Annotated in this window: 16 protein-coding genes and 1 tRNA gene; 9 read left to right on the top strand and 8 right to left on the bottom strand. The window is 71.0% G+C overall.

Going from position 1 to position 16,975, the window contains the following annotated elements:
* The first annotated feature begins 22 nt into the window (after positions 1–22).
* Both ACZ45T_RS14175 and ACZ45T_RS14170 read left to right on the top strand, forming a co-directional pair.
* Positions 23–1,132, top strand: coding sequence for a radical SAM protein (locus tag ACZ45T_RS14175; RefSeq protein WP_468440870.1), 1,110 nt, complete (start codon positions 23–25; stop codon positions 1,130–1,132).
* 53 nt (positions 1,133–1,185) lie between these two features.
* Positions 1,186–1,608: an acyl-CoA thioesterase gene (locus ACZ45T_RS14170; protein WP_468440868.1), complete on the top strand. Its 423-nt coding sequence runs from the start codon at positions 1,186–1,188 to the stop codon at positions 1,606–1,608.
* Between the two features lie 82 nt (positions 1,609–1,690).
* On the opposite strand, the gene ACZ45T_RS14165 is transcribed toward ACZ45T_RS14170, so the two are convergent.
* The 7 genes from ACZ45T_RS14165 to galU form a co-directional block, all read right to left on the bottom strand.
* Positions 1,691–1,764 (bottom strand) — tRNA-Ala (locus ACZ45T_RS14165).
* Positions 1,765–1,842: 78 nt separating this feature from the next.
* Complete coding sequence (sepX, locus tag ACZ45T_RS14160; protein ID WP_468440866.1) at positions 1,843–2,877, bottom strand: divisome protein SepX/GlpR; 1,035 nt, start codon at positions 2,875–2,877, stop codon at positions 1,843–1,845.
* A gap of 187 nt (positions 2,878–3,064) precedes the next feature.
* A complete protein-coding gene (locus tag ACZ45T_RS14155) occupies positions 3,065–3,673 on the bottom strand; it encodes a GNAT family N-acetyltransferase (RefSeq protein WP_468440864.1) in 609 nt (202 codons plus the stop codon).
* Between the two features lie 17 nt (positions 3,674–3,690).
* A complete protein-coding gene (locus tag ACZ45T_RS14150; protein WP_468441126.1) occupies positions 3,691–4,182 on the bottom strand; it encodes a MogA/MoaB family molybdenum cofactor biosynthesis protein in 492 nt (163 codons plus the stop codon).
* Between the two features lie 83 nt (positions 4,183–4,265).
* Positions 4,266–4,745: a cyclic pyranopterin monophosphate synthase MoaC gene (gene moaC / locus ACZ45T_RS14145; RefSeq protein ID WP_468440862.1), complete on the bottom strand. Its 480-nt coding sequence runs from the start codon at positions 4,743–4,745 to the stop codon at positions 4,266–4,268.
* A gap of 73 nt (positions 4,746–4,818) precedes the next feature.
* Positions 4,819–6,165, bottom strand: a complete 1,347-nt coding sequence (gene glp, locus ACZ45T_RS14140; RefSeq protein ID WP_468440859.1) for a molybdotransferase-like divisome protein Glp — start codon at positions 6,163–6,165, stop codon at positions 4,819–4,821.
* A 4-nt stretch (positions 6,166–6,169) separates the two neighbouring features.
* Positions 6,170–7,072 (bottom strand): UTP--glucose-1-phosphate uridylyltransferase GalU, encoded by a 903-nt coding sequence (gene galU / locus ACZ45T_RS14135; protein ID WP_468440857.1) that lies wholly within the window; start codon positions 7,070–7,072, stop codon positions 6,170–6,172.
* 93 nt (positions 7,073–7,165) lie between these two features.
* Between galU and ACZ45T_RS14130 the strand changes: the two genes are divergently transcribed.
* Positions 7,166–7,780: a 5-formyltetrahydrofolate cyclo-ligase gene (locus ACZ45T_RS14130; RefSeq protein ID WP_468440855.1), complete on the top strand. Its 615-nt coding sequence runs from the start codon at positions 7,166–7,168 to the stop codon at positions 7,778–7,780.
* A gap of 11 nt (positions 7,781–7,791) precedes the next feature.
* On the opposite strand, the gene ACZ45T_RS14125 is transcribed toward ACZ45T_RS14130, so the two are convergent.
* The gene (locus ACZ45T_RS14125) at positions 7,792–10,656 is read right to left on the bottom strand and encodes a penicillin acylase family protein (protein ID WP_468440853.1); all 2,865 of its coding nucleotides are present in this window, start codon (positions 10,654–10,656) and stop codon (positions 7,792–7,794) included.
* Between the two features lie 192 nt (positions 10,657–10,848).
* On the opposite strand from ACZ45T_RS14125, the gene ACZ45T_RS14120 reads away from it, so the two are divergent.
* The 6 genes from ACZ45T_RS14120 (at position 10,849) to pyrF (ending at position 16,779) form a co-directional block, all read left to right on the top strand.
* On the top strand, positions 10,849–12,402 hold the full coding sequence (locus tag ACZ45T_RS14120; protein WP_468441124.1) for a potassium/proton antiporter: 1,554 nt from the start codon (positions 10,849–10,851) through the stop codon (positions 12,400–12,402).
* A 366-nt stretch (positions 12,403–12,768) separates the two neighbouring features.
* Entirely contained in the window at positions 12,769–14,115 is a 1,347-nt protein-coding gene (locus ACZ45T_RS14115) for an MFS transporter (RefSeq protein WP_468440851.1), read from the top strand.
* A 67-nt stretch (positions 14,116–14,182) separates the two neighbouring features.
* A complete protein-coding gene (locus ACZ45T_RS14110) occupies positions 14,183–14,497 on the top strand; it encodes an FmdB family zinc ribbon protein (RefSeq protein WP_468440849.1) in 315 nt (104 codons plus the stop codon).
* 79 nt (positions 14,498–14,576) lie between these two features.
* Positions 14,577–15,410: an S-methyl-5'-thioadenosine phosphorylase gene (locus ACZ45T_RS14105; protein ID WP_468440847.1), complete on the top strand. Its 834-nt coding sequence runs from the start codon at positions 14,577–14,579 to the stop codon at positions 15,408–15,410.
* 81 nt (positions 15,411–15,491) lie between these two features.
* Positions 15,492–16,049: a carboxymuconolactone decarboxylase family protein gene (locus ACZ45T_RS14100; protein ID WP_468440845.1), complete on the top strand. Its 558-nt coding sequence runs from the start codon at positions 15,492–15,494 to the stop codon at positions 16,047–16,049.
* 16 nt (positions 16,050–16,065) lie between these two features.
* Positions 16,066–16,779: an orotidine-5'-phosphate decarboxylase gene (gene pyrF, locus ACZ45T_RS14095; protein WP_468440843.1), complete on the top strand. Its 714-nt coding sequence runs from the start codon at positions 16,066–16,068 to the stop codon at positions 16,777–16,779.
* The last annotated feature ends 196 nt before the right edge of the window (positions 16,780–16,975 follow it).

Genomic DNA, 16,975 nt, shown 5'->3' with positions numbered 1-16,975 from the left:
CTGTTGGCAGAGGAGCCCGACCATGTCATCCGTACCGCTCAATCTCACCCGTCGGCCCCGCTCCCGGGAGGAGATCCGCGAGCGGGTCGCCGACATCGTCCGGCAGGAGCCGGAACTCGGCGTGCGGCTCGACGCGTTGCGGTCGTTCAGCCGCAAGGTGCGCAACACGGAGGTGCACCTGACCGGTGCCTGCAACATCCGGTGCGACGGGTGCTGGTTCTTCGCCCACGACTTCGACTCGGCGGTGCGCGACGAGCGCGACCTGACGAAGGTCCGGGCGTTCGTGGAGCGCATCAAGGCCGACGGGGTCACCTCGGCCCTACTGATCGGCGGGGAGCCGACGCTTGTTCCCGACCGGATCCGGCCGTTCGTCGAACTGCTGGACTTCGTCACCATCTCCACCAACGGTCTGCTCGCGCTGCCGATGGAGGGCTTCGAGGAGGTGGCGATTGCGGTGTCCGTCTTCGGCGGCGGCCCGCTGGACGACCAGTTACGCGCGATCCACCCCAACGGCCGGCGGTTCTCCGGCCTCATCGACACGGCTCTGGAGAACTACCGCGGTGACCCCCGGGCCACTTTCGTCTACGCGCTGACCGAGCAAGGCTCCGGCTACATCGAGGAGACCGTCCGCAAGATGGCGGAGAACGGGAATCTCGTCAGCTTCAACTTCTACAGCGAGTACGGCGGCAAGCATCCCCTCAAGGAGCCGGAGGGCCGCAAACTGCTCAACGAGGCCCTGCGGGTGCAACAGCTGTTCCCGGACGCGGTGGTCAACGACCCGTACTACATAGAGGCCCTGATCACGGGCCGTTCGCACGGTCAGAGCTTCGGGTACGACGTCTGCCCCAGCATCAGCGTCGACCACAAGGCGCACGAGCACCGGATCGCCAACGGCAATCCGGTGCTGCCGGGGTTCAACGCGTGGGGCGCCGACCTGGAGACGGTGCAGTTCTGCTGTACTTCCGGCCACTGCGGGGACTGTCGCGACAGCCAGGCGGTGCACAGTTGGCTGTTGATGAGCATGCACGAGTTCCTGGACGGCCCGGACGCCCTGCGCACCTGGCTCGGTGTCTCGGAGGGGTACTGGCGCCAGTGGAGCTGGTCCCCGTACAGCCCGCACCGGATGGTCTGACCGGGATTCCGGCTCCGGACGACAGCACTTCTACCAGAAAGGGATCCACCGACGTGCCCCAGCCGTTCAGCGTCCGTATCGGTGTCCGCGAGTACGAGCTCGACACCCGCGGCCACCTCAACCAGGCCGTTTACCTGCAGTACTGCGAGCACGCCCTGTGGGAGGTTCTCCGGGCCGCGGGGGTGCCCGGGGACAAGCTCCTGGCGAGCGGGGTCGGGCCGGCTCAGCTCGAATGCACGCTGAGGTTCAAGCGGGAGCTCCAGGGCGGGGAGGAGGTCGACGTCTTCTGTCTCTTCACCTGGGGAGAGGGCAAGACCTTCCGGCTCCGCCAGGACATCCGCAAGGCCGACGGGACCCTCGCGGCGGAAGTGACGGGCACGCTGGGGCTCCTGGACCTGTCCGGCCGCTCCCTGATCCCCGACCCCGGCGGCCACCTCCGCACTCTGGCGGAACACCCCGGCGTCCTCGGCCTCTGAGCCAAAACAAAGATCCCGTCCGGTCTGACGACCGGACGGGATCTTTTGACGTTCTCGGGAGCAACCCGTGAACTGTCGTCTGTGGACCTGTGGGGATTTGAACCCCAGACCCCCTCGATGCGAACGAGGTGCGCTACCAGACTGCGCCACAGGCCCTTGCGACGTGTGAAACATTAGCATCCCCGCGCGGGTGCTCCAAAACCGGTATCCGGGAGCGTCCGCGCAGGTCACCGATCACTCGTTCGCGGCGCGGGGCCGGTCGTCGCTCTCGTACTGGTCGAACAGCGGGGTGCGGCCGCGGCCCTGGCCGCGGGGGCGCGGGGTGGTCTGCTGCTTCGGGTCCGGCTTGGCGGGCTCGGGCTGGGCGCGCAGGCGGGGCTCCGTCGGCTCGGCGGTGCTGGAGCGGGTCGCGCTCCAGGCGTCCGGGGTCGCGGGGCCGGTGGCGCGCGGGGCTACCGGGGCCGTCACGTACGTCGGCAGCGGGACCGGCACCGGCTCCCAGCTGTCACCGCGGGCGGGGCCGCGTTCGCGCTCGCGCTGCTGGTCCACCCATTCGGCGTGGTCGGTCTGCTCGACCAGCGCCCGCCGCCCGGCCTCCTGCGGGGAGACCGGTGGCGCGGGGTCCGGTTCGGCGCCGGCCTCGGCCGCTCCTTCGGCCTGGCGGCGGCGCGGGCGGTTCTCCCGCAGCTGCCGCGCGGCCGCCTCGGCGCGCCGCCGGTCCATCGTGAACTCGTAGCGCCGTCGCTCCTGGACCCGCAGGTGCACGATGTACGTGCTCAGCAGGAGGGCGGGCACGGCCGGGGCCCACAGGAAGCGCAGGCCGCCCACCGCGGCGACGACCGCGCCGAGGGTGAAGACCAGGAAGAGGAGTGCGGTGGTGCGCCGACGGCGGGCGAGGACCTGGAGGCGCTGTTCGCGCCGGGCCCGCTCCGCGCGCTGCTCCCGCTCGGCGGTGGCCGGTCTCGGCTCCGCCCTGGTCGGGGGCACGACGACGGCCCGGGCGTCGGCGTCAACGGAATTCACCGTTTCCGTCGCGGCGTCCGGGTCCGCGTGGGGCTGGGGCCCCGCCTCCTCGCCACCGCGCTCACGCAGCCCCTTGGCGTAACGGCGCTCCATTCCCGCCCGGCCGGAAAGCAGCCGAATGGCGGTGGAGAAGCGTTCCGTCGGACGGGCTTCGTTCAGCTCGTCCTGCCTCCGGAGCCACATGGGCACCAAGTAGGCGGCCCAGGCCCCGACAATGACTGCGTAGATGAGGCCGCTGCTGCTCACACCCCACACCGTAGAGGGGTGCGGGCGAGGGGATCGGCCAATTGGGCCGGTGTGTCGCGCGATCTCGCTGATATCACGGACTTTTTTTGTGATTCTTCGGATCAGGTTATGGGCGAATCGGTTCGATGACCCGCTTAATTCGAACAGATATTCGCTTAGCGGTTTCGGCGGCCGTCCACCGCCACCGCTATTTCGGCGGGGACTGCGACTGCCGCGCCCGGTGCCAGCGGCGCAGCAGCCCCTCCGGCACCTCCTCCACCGTGACCGCGTACACCAGGTGGTCGCGCCAGGCCCCGTCGATGTGCAGATAGCGGGGCCGCAGCCCCTCCTCGCGCAGGCCCAGCTTCTCCACGACGCGCCGGCTCGGCCCGTTCTCGGGGCGGATGCACACCTCGATCCGGTGCAGTCCGACCTTCTCGAAGCAGTGGTCCACGGCCAGCGCGACCGCCGTCGGCATCACGCCGCGGCCCGCGACGTCCCGGTCCACCCAGTAGCCGACGTGGGCCGCGCACATGGAGCCCCAGGTGATCCCGGCGACCGTCAGCTGGCCGACCAGCCGGCCCTGGTACTCGATGACGAAGGGCAGCATCCGGCCGGCGTTCGCCTCCGCCCGCAGATGGCGGACCATCTGGCGGTACGTGGGCCGCTGGATCACCGGCCCCCACGGCGCGGGCGGCGGAATCGTGGCCTCCCACGGCCGGAGCCAGTCGCGGTTGCGCCGGTTGACCTCGCGCCAGGCCTTCTGGTCCCGCAGCTTTATCGGCCGGAGCGTGACATCGCCGTCCTTCAGGACCACCGGCCAGGTGGGGCTGTTCAGCTCGCGCTCCCGGAGGTGTCCGCCGGTCTGGGATGGTCGCCGCCCCGGATCTGGTCCACCGCGTGCGGCAGGATCCGGGACAGGACGGCGAGGCCGTCGCGCACCCCGCCCGTGGAGCCCGGCAGGTTGACGATCAGGGTGTGCCCGGCCACGCCCGCCAGGCCCCGGGACAGGGCCGCGGTCGGCACCTTCGCCAGGCCTTCGGCGCGGATGGCCTGCGGGATGCCCGGGACCTCGTAGTCCAGCACCCGCGCGGTGGCGTCCGGGGTGCGGTCGGTCGGCGAGATGCCGGTGCCGCCGGTGGTCAGGATGACGTCGTACCCGGCGGCCACGCCCTCGCGCAGCGCCTGCTCGACGGGATCGCCGTCGGGGACCACCCGGGGGCCGTCCACCGTGAAGCCGAGCTTCTCCAGCGCCTCGGCCAGCAGCGGGCCGCCCTTGTCGGCGTACACGCCCTGCGAGGCCCGGTTCGAGGCCGTGACGACCAGGGCCCTGCCCGTGGAGGCGGGCGCCGGAGCGGACTCGGCGGCCGGATGCGTGTGGCTGTGGACCTCGCCGCCGCGCGGGGCGTTCACGAACGCGCCCAGTCGCCGGACTTGCCGCCGGTCTTCTCCTCCACCCGGACGTCCGTGATGACCGCGCCCTTGTCGACGGCCTTCACCATGTCGATCACGGTGAGTCCGGCGACCGCGACGGCGGTCAGCGCCTCCATCTCGACGCCCGTACGGTCGGTCGTCTTCACGGTGGCGAGGATCTCGACGGCGTCGTCGGCGACCTTCAGGTCGACCTTCACGCCGGAGACGGCCAGCGGGTGGCACAGCGGGATCAGGTCGGGGGTCTTCTTCGCCCCCATGATCCCGGCGATCCGCGCGGTGGCGAGGGCGTCACCCTTGGGCACGCCCTCGCCGCGCAGCAGCTCGATCACCCGGGGGGAGACGAGGACCCGTCCGCTGGCGCGGGCCGTCCGGGTGGTGACGTCCTTCGCGGAGACGTCGACCATCCGGGCCGCGCCGGCCTCGTCGATGTGGGTCAGCCTGCTCTGGGTGCTCATTGCTGTGCCGCTCCGCTCTGGGCCCCCGCAGGGCCTGTGTGGTGCGACACACGCTACCCGCACCTGCCCGACTTCAGCCGAGCAGGACCACTTCCAGCTCGGTCCCCGGCTCCACCGAGGTGACGTCTTCCGGTACGACCATCAGCGAGTCGGCGTGCGCCAGTGCGGCGATCAGGTGGGAGCCCGATCCGCCGACCGGGCTGACCGTTCCGCTTACGGCGTCGTACTTGCCGCGCAGGAACTGCCGGCGGCCGGCCGGGGAGCCGAGCGCCTTGTCGGCCGTCAGCACCGCCCGCACGCTCGGCCGCCGGACCTCCGGCTCCGGCAGCCCCATCAGGGCGCGGATCGCGGGACGCACGAACAGCTCGAAAGAGACGTACGAGGACACCGGGTTGCCGGGCAGCGCCAGCAGCGGGGTGTGGTCGGGGCCGATCATGCCGAAGCCCTGCGGCTTGCCGGGCTGCATGGCGAGCTTGCGGAAGTCGATCCCGCCGCCCGCGATCTCGCCGTCGGCGCCGTCGCCCGAGCCGACGGAGGACAGCGCCTCCTTGACCACGTCGTACGCGCCGACGCTGACCCCGCCCGTGGTGACCAGCAGGTCGGCCCGGATCAGCTGGTCCTCGATGGTGGCGCGCAGGGTGTCGGCGTCGTCCGCGACGGCGCCGACCCGGTAGGCGATGGCCCCGGCGTCCCGCGCGGCCGCGGCCAGCGCGAAGCTGTTGGAGTCGTAGATCGTCCCGGAGGTCAGCGCCTCGCCGGGCTGGACCAGCTCGCTGCCCGTGGACAGGACCACCACGCGCGGGCGCGGCCGGACCCGGACGGTGCCGCGCCCGATGGCGGCCAGCAGGGCGATCTGCGGCGGGCCCAGGACCGTACCGGCCGCCAGCGCCAGGTCACCGGCCTGTACGTCGCTGCCGCGCGCGCGAACGTGCGCCCGGGGCTCGGCGGCACGGTGCACCCGTACCTCGCCGCCCGCCTGCTCGGGGGCGGCGCTGGCCGGGGTCATCCCGGCGGCCGCGCCGCCGCCCGTGCCACCGTCGGTCCACTCCACCGGTACGACGGCTTCCGCGCCGGGCGGCAGCGGGGCGCCGGTCATGATCCGGGCGGCCTCGCCGGGGCCCACGGTGGGCAGCTCGCCGCTGCCGGCCGCGACGTCCCCGATGACCGTCAGCACCGCGGGGAACTCCTCGCTCGCACCCTGGACGTCGGCCGTGCGGACGGCGTAGCCGTCCATCGAGCTGTTGTCGAAGGGCGGGAGGGCGACGGGCACGGTGACGTCCTCGACCAGGACACAGCCCTGGGCGTCCAGCAGCTGGAGCTCGATCGGCTCCAGCGGCCGGACGGCCGCGAGGATGTCCGCGAGGTGCTCGTCCACGGACCACAGACGGTGGCCGGTGTCCTGCGGTGCGGAACTGCTCAAGGTGCTACATCTCCTCCGTGACGTAACGGTGAAGCCAGGTGCGGAACTCCGGGCCCAGGTCCTCGCGCTCGCACGCGAGGCGGACGATGGCCCGCAGGTAGTCGCCGCGGTCCCCGGTGTCGTAGCGGCGGCCCCGGAAGACCACGCCGTGCACCGGACCGCCGACGCTCTCGTCGGCGGCCAGCTTCTGCAGGGCGTCGGTGAGCTGGATCTCCCCACCGCGGCCCGGCTCGGTCTCCCGCAGTATGTCGAAGATCGCGGGGTTGAGGACGTAGCGTCCGATGACCGCGAAATTGCTGGGGGCGTCCTCGGGCTCCGGCTTCTCGACGAGTCCGGTGATGCGGACCACGTCCGCCTCGTCCGAGGCCTCGACGGCGGCGCAGCCGTAGAGGTGGACGCTGGCCGGGTCGACCTCCATGAGCGCGATGACGGTGCCGCCGGTGCGGGCGTAGATCTCGGACATCTGACGCAGCAGCGGGTCGCGCGGGTCGATGAGGTCGTCACCGAGGAGGACGGCGAAGGGCTCGCGGCCGACGTGCGGCTCGGCGCACAGCACGGCGTGGCCGAGGCCCCGCGGGTCGCCCTGGCGGACGTAGTGCATGGTGGCGAGGTCGCTGGATTCCTGGACCTTCTTCAGGCGGTCGTCGTCGCCCTTGGCGATGAGGGCCGACTCCAGCTCGTAGTTCCGGTCGAAATGGTCTTCCAGAGCACGCTTGTTACGCCCAGTGATCATGAGCACATCGTCGAGCCCGGCCGCGACGGCCTCCTCCACCACGTATTGGATGGCCGGCTTGTCCACAACCGGGAGCATTTCCTTCGGGGTCGCCTTGGTCGCCGGAAGGAACCGAGTACCGAGGCCAGCGGCCGGAATCACGGCCTTCTTGATCACGGGGTGCAACATAGTCATGCCCCGAACGATAGTGGGTCCTGCCGAACGCCAAGCTAGATCGCAGCAGGTAGATCCATGTATGCCCCGATTCGCAAGGATATTTGATCCGCCGTGGCAGAGAACCCGCCCCCCGTTTCCGCCAAGGCCGCGCTGCGCCGAGAACTCCTCGCCGCCCGCCGCGCCTTGTCCCCCGACACCTGCCGTACGGCGGCCACCGCACTCGCCGTCAGGGCTTTCGAGCTGCCCGAACTGGCCGGTGCGCGCACGGTGGCGGCGTACGTCTCCGTCGGCACCGAACCCGGCACCCGGGAGCTCCTCGACGCCCTGCGCGCGGCCGGCAAGCAGGTGCTGCTTCCCCTGCTGCTGCCCGACAACGACCTCGACTGGGCGGCGTACGAGGGCCCGCGGAGCCTCGCCGAGACCGCCCACGCGGGGAAGATGCGGCTGCTGGAGCCGACCGGCCCGGCGCTCGGCCCGGACGCGGTGACCGGAGCCGACGCGGTGCTGCTGCCCGGGCTGGCGGTGGACGGGCGCGGCATGCGGCTCGGTCGCGGCGGGGGCTCGTACGACCGGGTGCTGGAGCGGTTGGAACGCGCCGGGGCGCATCCCGCGCTGGTCGTGCTCCTCTACGACGACGAGGTGGTCGCGCGGGTCCCGGAGGAACCGCACGACCACCCCGTACAAGCGGTGGCGACCCCGTCAGGGGTGCGCCGCTTCGGCTCGTGACGCCTGCCCGCCTATGAGCCCTCGGGCTTGAGCGTCAGGGTGTCCACCGTCGCCTTGTCCACGGCCTCCTTGCCGAAGGGCCAGTCCAGCAGCTCGCCCTTGGCCCACATCGTCGTCTGGTCCGTGTAGTGCGAGTTGTACGCGTGCCCCGAGGCGCCCGTCAGGTTGATCCAGCGGGACTTGTCGAGGTCGTTGAGGTTCACGACCATCCGCATCGACGGCACCCAGGTGACCCCGTACCCGCTGGAGGCGTTCCAGCCGGTCGCGTTGACGGTGGCCTCGCCGCCGCCCAGGTTCCACGGGCCGCGGTTGAGGAGCCACTGCATGAAGCCGGGGCCCTCGGTGCCGATCGTCTGGTTCTTCAGCGTCAGCTGGTGCAGCCGGCCCCAGCTCCAGGTGGACTGGTCCTTGCCGAGCTTGGCGGTCAGCTCCCAGCGGGCGTCCTTCATGGCCCGGGCGAAGAGCTCGTCGCGGGTGGTGGTCGCCGGCTGGGTCAGGGTCTTGGGCGAGCTCCACCACTGCGACTTCTCGTCCTTGACCAGGCGGCGGACCACCTCGAACCAGCGGTCGCCGCCGTCCGGCTGCGCCGAGTCGGAGCCGCGGGTGCCGCACTCGCGGACCGTCTTGGCGAGGTCGTCGGCGGGGCCGGTGCCGTTGCCGAGCACGTTCATGCAGCTGCCCTCGATCCGCAGCTCCTTGGGCATCTTGTCGCCGAAGGACAGCTTGAGGATGTTGCGCCAGACCGCGTTGAAGTAGGCCGCGGCCGCCGAGTCGGGCTCCTGCGTGTAGTTCCAGCCGTCCAGCAGCTTCTGCGCGGCGCGCACGCCCGGGTCCGAGACCTCGATCTTCGCCAGCATCGGGGTCAGCAGCGCGGCGATCTCGCTGCTGTTGTCCATCTGCATGGTGCGCATGTCATCGGTCGAGATCTTGCCGCCGTCCTTGATCTTCGCCTCGATGAGGTCGTTGATCCGCTGGCTGCGGGCGCCGTAGCCCCAGTCGGTGGTCAGCAGGTACGGGTACTTGCCCGCGCCGTTCCCGCTCTCCACGACCGCCTGGTTGGCGGTGACGATGTAGCCGCGCGACGGGTTCTGGTCCCAGGGCATCTCGTTCTGCGGGATGTAGCCGGCGGCGCCGTCCCTGCCGCCCTTCCAGGCGTACTTGGAGTCCCAGCCCGGGGCGGGCATCCGGCCGTCGCCCTGGCCGCGGACCGGGATCCGGCCCGGGGCCTGGTAGCCGATGTTGCCGGAGGCGCCCTTGTTGTCGGCGTAGATCAGGTTCTGGGAGGGGACCTCGAAATCGGCGGCGGCGGCCCGGAAGCCCGCGAAGTCCTTGGCCCGGTTGAGCTTGAACACCGCCTCCATCGACTTGCCCGGGTCCAGCGCGGTCCAGCGCAGGGCGACGGCGTAACCGTCGCCGCGGTCGGGGGCGGAGCTGGCGACGGGGGCGCTGGCGCCGACCGTACCGAGCTCGTCGCTGCGGTCGGAGACGAGCGGGCCGTTGTTGGTGGTGCGGACGGTGATCTTCTTGCTGTCGCCGCCCGCGACCTTGATGACCTCTTCACGGGTGGTGAAGGGGAGCACCTTGTTGTCGTAGACGTAGCCCTCGGGCTTGACCTGCTCCAGGTAGAGGTCGGTGACGTCGGCGCCCAGGTTGGTCATGCCCCAGGCGATGTCGGTGTTGTGGCCGATGACCACGCCCGGCATGCCGGAGAAGGTGTAGCCGGCCACGTCGAACTGGCACTGGGGCGAGGCCGCGCGGCAGTGCAGGCCCATCTGGTACCAGACCGAGGGCAGCTGCGGGGACAGGTGCGGGTCGTTCGCGAGCAGCGGCTTGCCGGTGGTCGTGTACTTGCCCGAGATGACCCAGGAGTTCGAGCCGATGCCGCTGCCGTTGGGGCCGAGGATCGCGGGGATCTCGTCCAGGGTGTCGGCGAGGGAGCTCAGCTGCGTGCGCAGGCCCACGGTCGCGCCCTGGGCCGTGGCGTTGTCGGCGAGGCCGGTGGCGGAGGCGCCGCCCATGGCCGTGGAGGGCTGCGAGCCGACGGAGCTGCCGGAGCCGGACCCGCTACCGCTGCCCGAGCCGGTGCCGCCTCCGGTGGAGCCGCCGCTGAAGCCCTGGGGCGCGTACTTCCCGCCCTCGACCTTGCCGCCCTCGACGATCGGCTTGTTCCGGTCGAAGGGGTACGGCGGGTAGAGCTCGTCGATCTGCGCCGGCGAGAGCTTGCTCGACATCAGCGCGCGGTCGATCTCGTCCTGCATGTTGCCGCGCAGGTCCCACGCCATCGCCTTGAGCCAGGCCACCGAGTCCACCGGCGACCACTGCTCGGGGTGGTAGTCGTCGCTGAGCTTGAGGGCGGCGTGCTCGACGGAGAGGTCCTTGCCGGACTTCCCCTTCAGGTACGCGTTGACCCCGTCGGCGTAGGCCTGCAGATACTTCTTCGTCTCTTCCGAGAGCTTGGTGTCGTACTCGGCCTGCGCGACCTGGCGCCAGCCCAGCGTGCGCAGGAAGGCGTCGGTCTCGACCTGGCCGGCGCCGAACATCTCCGAGAGCCGCCCGGAGGTCATGTGCCGGCGCACGTCCATCTCCCAGAAGCGGTCCTGGGCGTGTACGAAGCCCTGCGCGCGGAAGAGGTCGGCGTCGTTGTCGGCGTAGAGCTGCGGGATGCCGTGGGCATCGCGCTTCACGTCGACGGTCCCGGTCAGGCCCGGCACCTTGAGGGAGCCGGTCGTCTGGGGGAAGGAGGCGCGCACGCTGTCCACGCTCCAGTACGCCCCGTAGCCGAGGCCCGCGAAGAGCGCCAGGACCAGGACGAGCACGATCAGACGGGCACGTCGCCCCTTCTTCTTGACGGGAGGAGCGGTTTCGTTGGCGGGCATCGCTGTCCTTAGAGGGGCAGGGTGGTCCTGGGTGTACTGGGAGCAACCATAGGCGCAGGACGTGCTTCGTTGATCCGCCAGGGGCCGGAGGTGCTGAGGACAGGGGGGAACAGGCGTTTCACAATGTGGTTATCGCGTAAAGGGCGCGTCAAAGATTAGGTAAGGTAACGAACTACTTGCCGAACTTGTCGCCTGGAGGACCGATCCACCGGGCGCACTGAGGAGGGCCGCCCGCTGACTGTCCACACGCTCAATGAGCTTCTGCTGGTCTGCTCGCTCGTGCTGCTCGTCGCGGTCGCGGCGGTACGCATCTCTTCACGCAGCGGCCTTCCCAGCCTGCTCATCTACCTCGGCATAGGCATCGCGATAGGCCAGGACGGCATAGGCAACGTCGTATTCGACAATGCCGAGCTGACCCAGGTCATCGGTTATGCCGCACTCGTCGTGATCCTCGCCGAGGGTGGTCTGGGCACCAAGTGGAAAGAGATCAAGCCGGCGCTGCCGGCCGCGATCGTGCTGTCACTGGTGGGCGTGGCGGTCAGCGTGGGCGTCACGGCGGCGGGGGCGCACTATCTGGTCGGCCTGGAATGGCGCCAGTCCCTTCTCATCGGCGCGGTCGTCTCCTCGACCGACGCGGCCGCAGTCTTCTCCGTACTGCGCAAGGTCCCGCTGCCCTCCCGGATCACGGGCGTCCTGGAGGCCGAGTCGGGCTTCAACGACGCACCCGTCGTCATCCTGGTGGTGGCCTTCGCGACCGTGGGCCCGGTCGACGACTGGTACGTGCTGCTCGGCAAGATCGCGCTGGAGCTGGCGATCGGCGCCGCGATCGGCCTGACCGTGGGCTTCCTGGGCGCGTACGGCCTGCGGCACGTGGCACTGCCCGCCTCCGGCCTCTACCCGATCGCCGTGATGGCCATCGCGATCGTGGCGTACGCGGCCGGCGCGATGGCGCACGGCTCCGGCTTCCTCGCCGTGTACCTGGCGGCGATGGTGCTCGGCAACGCGAAGCTGCCGCACTGGCCGGCAACGCGGGGGTTCGCGGACGGGCTCGGCTGGATCGCCCAGATCGGCATGTTCGTGCTGCTGGGCCTGCTGGTCACCCCGCACGAGCTGGTCCACGACTTCTGGCCCGCCGTGGTCATCGGGCTGGTGCTCACGATGGTGGCGCGGCCGCTGGAGGTCTTCGTCAGCCTGCTGCCCTTCCGCATTCCGTGGCAGGAGCAGGCCCTGATGTCGTGGGCGGGCCTGCGCGGCGCCGTGCCCATCATCCTGGCGACCATCCCGATGGTGTCCGGGATCGAGGGCAGCGACCGCGTCTTCAACATCGTCTTCGTGCTGGTCGTCGTCTACACCCTGGTGCAGGGGCCGACCCTGCCCTGGCTGGCGCGCAAGCTGGAGCTCGGGGACTCCCAGGAGTCCGCCTCCGACCTCGGCATCGAGTCGGCGCCGCTGGAGAAGCTGCGCGGCCACCTGCTCTCCTTCGCGATCCCGCCCGCCTCGCGGATGCACGGCGTGGAGGTGAGCGAGCTGCGGCTGCCGCCGGGGGCCTCGGTCACATTGGTGGTCCGGGACGCGAAGAGCTTCGTACCGATGCCGTCGACCGTGCTGCGGCGCGGGGACGAGCTGCTGGTGGTGGCCACGGATCCGGTACGGGACGCGGCCGAGGCGCGGCTGCGCGCGGTGGCCCGGGGCGGCAAGCTGGCGGGGTGGCTGGGGACGGGCAACGGGTCCGGGACCACGCGTTAGAGCGACGCTCTAATTCGGCATTTTCGACGGACTTCGTCTGGATTCACCCCAATTTAGGGGCCTCCTGAATGCGAAATTCCAGTTAATCGCAGGTGAAGGCACGGCTTGTCACCGTAATCACAGGGCGTGGTAGAGGGATCCCCTGTACGATGAAGGCACAACAGATCGAACCAACTCTGCCTGATGCAGAGCTGGCGCGACCGCAAAGCGGCCGTGGCACCCTCCCGCAGTGGGCGCCCAGGTATCACTCGGTTCTGCGCAAGAGGACAGCTCTCGGGGCTCCCACATGTACGGGTGCGGCCGCTCACAAAGCGAAGCACCGTCCGCAGACGGGGACGCTCTACCAGGCAGCGGAAAGGCAAGGCCGTGACATCCGCGGTCACGACCGACACGTCCGCCCGCCCCGGCTACGGAAAGCTCCTGCGCACACCCGGCGCCCTCGGCTTCGTACTCCCCGGCTTCGCAGCCCGTCTCCCCTTCGGCATGCTGACCATCAGCATCCTGCTCCTGGTCCAGCACACCACCGGCTCCTACGGCAGCGCCGGCATCGTCGCGGCCGTCACCGGCATCTCGATGGCGCTGTCCGCGCCGCTGATGGGCATCTTCACCGACCGCTTCGGCCAGAGCGCCGTCCTGATCCCGGTCGTCCTCACGCACTCCGCCGCCGTCAGCGGCCTGGCGGCGCTCGCGCTGCTGAACGCGCCTGTCTGGGCGCTGGCCCTCGCCGCCGTACCCGCCGGCGCCTCGGTGCCGCAGGTCGGACCGATGGTCCGCGCGCGCTGGGCCGCCAAGCTGGAAGGCTCGCCGCTGCTGCCGACGGCCGCCGCTTTCGAGTCCGTCACCGACGAGTTCACCTTCGTCGTCGGCCCGGTCCTGGCGACCGCCCTGTGCACCGGCGTCCACCCGGCGGCCGGCCTGGTCACCGAGGCCACGCTGACCCTGCTCGGCGGCCTGCTCTTCGCGGCCCGGCGGGCCACGCAGCCCAAGCCGCACGCCATGTCGGCCACCGGTGAGAAGCGTGCCTTCGCGCTGTCCTTCCCGGGCCTGCACGTCCTGATCTTCGCCTTCCTCGGGATCGGCGCCGTCTTCGGCGGCATGCAGGTCTCGCTCGCCGCCTTCTCCAACGAGATCGGCAACCCCGGGGCCAACGGCATGCTCTACGGCGTCTTCGCCGCCGGCAACATGATCGCCGGCATCGCCATGGGCGCCGTCGCCTGGAAGATCGGCCCGCGCCGCCGGCTGATCCTGGGCTACATCGGCCTCACCGCCGCCGCGTCCGTCCTGTGGGCCGCCCACTCGATGATCCTGCTGGGTGCGCTCGGCCTGGTCGTCGGCCTGTTCATCGCCCCGGCGCTGATCACCGGATACACGATGGTCGAGCAGCTGGTCCCCGCGGGCGCCCGGACCGAGGCCTTCACCTGGCTGACCGGTTCGATCGCCTTCGGTCAGGCCATCGCCGTCATCCTGGCCGGCAGCCTGACGGACGCGCACGGGTCCTCGTACGGCTTCCTGGTGCCCATGGCGGCCACCGCGCTCGCGCTGACCACCCTGCTGGCGCTGCGTGCGAAGCTGGCCCCGCAGGCCCCGAGCCGGATCATCAGCTCGTCCGCGCCGACGGCCGCCCCCGCGGTCCCGGCCACCCCCGCGCCGGCCGCCCGTAACCGGGTGAACGAGCGTGGGATGGGTCACCGCGTGCCGGTGACGGTGGACTGATCCGCCGGAATACGTCACCATGGAGCGTCGTTAGCACTCATTGAGTGAGAGTGCCAGGAGGAAATTCGTGCCGACCTACCAGTACCAGTGCACCGAGTGCGGTGAGGGCCTTGAGGCCGTGCAGAAGTTCACCGATGACGCACTGACCGTGTGCCCGAGCTGCGACGGACGCCTGAAGAAGGTGTTCTCCGCGGTCGGCATCGTCTTCAAGGGCTCCGGTTTCTACCGGAACGACAGCCGTGGCGCTTCGTCGAGCAGCACCCCTGCCTCGAAGCCGTCCTCGGGCTCCTCGTCGTCCTCGACGTCGACCGCCGCCGCTCCCGCCGCTTCGTCCTCCTCGACGTCGTCGAGCACGAGCAGCAGCTCCACGTCGGCCGCCTGATCGCTTCAGCTCCACCCGAGGCCCCGCCCGCCCCGACCGGGCAGCGGGGCCTTCGGCATGCCCGGTTAGGGTGGGCCGCATGGTGAACGCAGAGATCGGTGTCATCGGCGGCTCGGGCTTCTACTCCTTCCTGGAGGACGTCTCCGAGATCCAGGTGGAGACCCCGTACGGACCCCCGAGCGACTCCCTGTACGTGGGTGAGCTGGCCGGCCGCCAGGTGGCCTTCCTGCCCCGGCACGGGCGCAGCCACACGGTCCCGCCTCACAAGATCAACTACCGGGCCAACCTGTGGGCCCTGCGCTCCGTCGGCGTCCGCCAGGTCCTCGGCCCGTGCGCGGTCGGCGGGCTGCGGGCCGAGTACGGACCGGGCACGCTGCTCGTCCCGGACCAGCTGGTGGACCGTACGAAGACCCGCGTCCAGACCTTCTTCGACGGGGAGCCGCTGCCGGACGGCAGCGTCCCGAACGTCGTGCACACCACCTTCGCCGACCCCTACTGCCCGGTGGGGCGCTCGGTGGCGCTGGCCGCGGCCCGGGGACGGGGCTGGGAGCCGGTGGACGGCGGCACCATGGTCGTCGTCGAGGGGCCGCGGTTCTCGACGCGCGCCGAGTCGCGCTGGCACGCGGCGGCGGGCTGGTCGGTGGTCGGCATGACGGGCCACCCGGAGGCGGTCCTCGCCCGTGAGCTGGGGCTCTGCTACACCTCGATGGCCCTGGTCACGGACCTGGACGCGGGCGCCGAGACCGGCGAGGGCGTGTCCCACACGGAGGTCCTGAAGGTGTTCGGCGAGAACGTCGGCCGCCTGCGCGAGGTCCTCTTCGACGCGGTGGCGGCCCTGCCGGCCACGGAGTCCCGCGCCTGCCTGTGCACCCACGCGCACGACGGCTGGGACCTTGGCATCGAGCTGCCCTAGTCGAGGGTGTCACATCCGGCACGGCTGTCTTGTCTTCCTGGTGAAGGCCCGACCGAACCGTCCACCCTGGAGCTGACAGCCATGCCGCGCATCTCGCTCACCCCGCCCCGCACCCTCCTCATGCGCATCGGCGCCTGGTACTCCCGCCGGACCTACGGCAAGGTGCTGGACCCCGGCCAGGCGTACGGGCACAACTCGCGCGTGCTGTTCTCGTACGTGCGCCTGGAGCAGCAGGCGGCGAAGTGGAACGCCCTCGACGCCGGACTCAAGCACCTCGCCGTGATGGCGGCGGCGGCCCGCATCAACTGCTCCTGGTGCATGGACTTCGGCTACTGGGAGGGCCGGGAGCGGGGCATCTCGGCGGAGAAGATCGAGCAGATCCCGCGGTGGCGGGAGGCGCGCGAGGTGTACACCGAGCTGGAACTGCTGGTCATGGAGTACGCCGAGGCCATGACCGAGACCGAGCCGGCGGTCACGGACGAGCTCGCCGCGGAGCTGATCGCGCGGCTCGGGGAGGCGGCGTTCGTCGAACTCACCGCGATGGTCGCCCTGGAGAACTGGCGCTCGCGCGTCAACAGCGCCTTCGGCCTGACCAGTCAGGGCTTCTCGGAGGCCTGCCGGATCCCGGCGCGGCCCTGACCTCGACAATGTCGGCGTGAACACCGACAGGCAAGTGATCGTCGCCCTCGACTTCGACAACCGCCGGGCCGCCGAGGCGCTCGTGGACCGCCTCGGCGACGCGTGCGGCTTCTACAAGGTCGGCCTGGAGCTCCTGACCGCCGCGGGTCCCGGGCTCGTCGAGGAGCTCGTCGCCCGGGGGCACGAGGTCTTCCTCGACCTGAAGCTCTTCGAGATCCCGAACTCCGTCGCCGGCGCCGTCCGCGCCGCCGGCGCGCTGGGCGCCTCCATGGTGACGGTGCACGGCATGGGCGGTACGGGGATCATGGCCGCGGCGGTGGAGGCGGCGCGGGAGTTCCCGCGGCTGCGGGTGCTCGCCCTGACCGTGGTCACCAGCATGACCGGGAGCGACCTCGCCGATATCGGCATCGACGCGGACCCCGAGGAGCAGGTGCTGCGGCTGGCCCGGCTGGCGGTGCGCGCGGGGTGCGACGGGGTGGTCGCCTCGCCGCGGGAGGCCGGGCCGCTGCGCGAGCTGCTGGGACCGGACCGGCTGATCGTCACGCCCGGCGTGACGCTGGCGGCCGAGGGCGGGGCGGGCGCGGCGGGGGGTCCGGCGCACGAGCACGCCCGCCCGGGGACTGCGCGGGCGGCCTTCGAGGCCGGGGCCTCGCACATCGTGGTGGGCCGGTCGATCGCGCGGGCCGCGGATCCGGTGGCCGCGTTGAGGCAGGTCAGGGCCGCCGGGTAACTCCTGGGGGTGACGCGATTGTCCACAAGCTGGGGATCGTCCACAGGCCGGAGCGGGATTCCGCGGGAGGCCGGATCGTGAGATGTGTCCGGGCGCCGGGTCCGGGCACAGCACTCACTCCGCTTGGTGGTGGTCGTCATGTCCGTTACTCCTTCGCCCTGTTCGTCTCCGTCTCGCTCCGCATCTCGTTCGGCGT

Source organism: Streptomyces sp. NPDC030995, from assembly GCF_055571215.1.
This window is presented reverse-complemented; position numbering and strand designations above follow the sequence as displayed.

What these genes read in the sequence shown, in the direction of transcription:
- ACZ45T_RS14175 (WP_468440870.1), top strand. Translation starts at nt 23, where the DNA reads ATGTCATCCGTACCGCTCAATCTCACCCGTCGGCCCCGCTCCCGGGAG.
- moaC (WP_468440862.1), bottom strand. Translation starts at nt 4,745, where the DNA reads ATGAGCACCCAGAGCAGGCTGACCCACATCGACGAGGCCGGCGCGGCC.
- galU (WP_468440857.1), bottom strand. Translation starts at nt 7,072, where the DNA reads ATGACTATGTTGCACCCCGTGATCAAGAAGGCCGTGATTCCGGCCGCT.
- ACZ45T_RS14125 (WP_468440853.1), bottom strand. Translation starts at nt 10,656, where the DNA reads ATGCCCGCCAACGAAACCGCTCCTCCCGTCAAGAAGAAGGGGCGACGT.
- ACZ45T_RS14105 (WP_468440847.1), top strand. Translation starts at nt 14,577, where the DNA reads ATGGTGAACGCAGAGATCGGTGTCATCGGCGGCTCGGGCTTCTACTCC.
- ACZ45T_RS14100 (WP_468440845.1), top strand. Translation starts at nt 15,492, where the DNA reads ATGCCGCGCATCTCGCTCACCCCGCCCCGCACCCTCCTCATGCGCATC.